Origin of the sequence: Bradyrhizobium sp. 2TAF24, from assembly GCF_052115025.1 — a bacterium.
In the GTDB taxonomy this organism is placed as follows: Bacteria; Pseudomonadota; Alphaproteobacteria; order Rhizobiales; family Xanthobacteraceae; genus Bradyrhizobium_A.
In genome coordinates this window covers 1-2,046 of record NZ_JBFRFW010000057.1, presented here as the reverse complement: position 1 = coordinate 2,046, position 2,046 = coordinate 1, and the positions used below count along the sequence as shown (strand labels likewise).

Genomic DNA, 2,046 nt, shown 5'->3' with positions numbered 1-2,046 from the left:
TAGCCGTTGGTGTCGAACCGGCTCTCGACGTCGACCGCGCTCGACGACGCGATGACGTTGGCGGCGCCCGCCTGCAACGTGCCGCTCTGCACCAGCGTGGTGCCGGTGAAGCTGTTGCCGCCATTGGACAGCGAGACGAGGTTGTTGGCTGCAACGACGAGATTGCCGGTGCCGGTCAGCCTGGCGGCGAGATCGGCATTGCTGCCCGTGGCGCCGACATCTTCGGTCAGCGTCAGCTGCTTGCCGTCCTGCAGCGCGAGCTGCGTCAGGCCATAGCCGACATAGAGGCCGTCGCGGTTGGCGCCGGTGGTGAGGTTGTAGTTGTAGGTCCCCACCGCGACGGTCTGGCCGTTCTGCTGCAGGTTGACGTTCTGGGCTGCGGAGATCGCGTTGCCGTTCTGATCCTGCAGTGTCAGAAGGCCGCCCGAGCCGGTGACCGTGCCCGAAGCCGACACGAGTTGCAGTCCGGCATTGGCATGGCTCTGCTGGAACAGCGACAAGGTGCCCGGCAGGGTCGCCGTCGGCAGAACGTACGTGCCCGGGATGTTGATCCGGATCGTTCCGTAGGTGCTCACATCGAGCGATCCGGTGCTGATCAGGCTGTTGGCGCCGGTCCGGGCCGGTGCCGTCGCATCGAAGATGACGGTGCCCGCCACGATCGCCAAACCGCCGATGGACTGGGTTCCGGCGCCCACCGTGGTGACGTTGCCGCCGACCAGCGACAGCTTGGCGTTGGCCAGCGCCGCAGCGTTCACGCCCGACAGCGCGAACGTGTTGTAGCCGAGGGTGACCAGGCCGGCGAAGCCCGTACCGGCAGCGGCATCGAACGCAAACGCCCGGCCTTGATTCGTGCTCCACAGCTGGCCACTGCCCGTGAGAACGTTCTTGAACGTAAAGTCGCCGCCAGACGTACTGACCCGAAGGGTGCCGCCGGTCTGGACGTTTGCGGCGCCAGACCCGAGGCTATGGGTACTGTCGGCCCTCGACGTCTCCGACAAGACAACAGTACCAGCGTAGCCGATCGTGGTTCCGCCCGAGTATGTATTGCTGCCCCACAGGTTCTGCATCATCATCGATACGACCAAACCACCGGTGCCGGTGATCGAGCCGGAGTAGACATAGTATCCGCCTATGCCGCCCAACGTCAGCGTCTTGCTGCCGAGCGCGACGACGCCGCCGCTATTACCGCTGAGGCCCCGAACCGACGTCCCCGCCGTCGTCCCGGAAATATCGAATGTCGCGCCGCTGTTGATGAGCACCATTGAGGAATTGGCGATCGATCCGGCGCCGGTCAGCGCCAGCGTGCCGCCGTTGATAATGGTATTGCCAGCATAGCTGGCGGCCAAGGTCAGGTTCAGCGTGCCTGCACCGGCTTTCGTCAGGCCCGGCGAGGCGCCAGCGCCCATGTTAATGAGCCCGTTGGCCAGGGTCAGCGCCGTGCCTGAATCCGTCTGGATCGTGCCCCCCCCAGCGTAGAGTCCGATGGCGTGATTCATTGTGAACGACGCCGTGGTCTCGAATGTGCCGCCGTCCAGGCCGACCGTTCCGGCCCCCGATCCGAGGCTGGCGTCCTGCGAAATCGCAAGCGTCCCCTGGGCGATTCGCCAGGGCGTCGTCGCATTCGTCGTACCGGTCAACGTCCAGGTGCTCGCCCCGGTTTTCTGGAGAAACCTGAAACCCTGGTACTGCGTTCCCATGGCGGACACATCGAAGGTCCCGTTGGTTGCGCCGCCGAGATTGAACAGGCCATTGCCGGTCTGGTCCACGACATTGCCGTTGATCGTGGAGCCGCTCCGTAATTCGAGCGAATTATAGCCACCGGTGAAGGTGATGGCATTGACCGGCGCGCCGCTGTTGCCGGCGCCATAGGCACCGGCGCTGATCGTGCCGTTGTTGATGATGGACAGGTTGCTGCCGATGATGGCAGCGCCGCCCGCACCGGCGCTGTCCCTGAGACGCGTGGGGCCGGGAGAGCCGGCGAGACCGCCAGCCGCACCGCCGCTGCCGGCACCGCCACGGGTGGGATCGCTGGCATTCGCCGTGCCG

The 2,046-nt window shown here is 65.5% G+C and carries 1 protein-coding gene; it reads right to left on the bottom strand.

The annotated features are described in order from the left end of the window. The coding region (locus AB4Z37_RS32880) for an autotransporter-associated beta strand repeat-containing protein (RefSeq protein ID WP_441520863.1) at nucleotides 1-2,046 on the bottom strand (2,046 nt) is incomplete at both ends.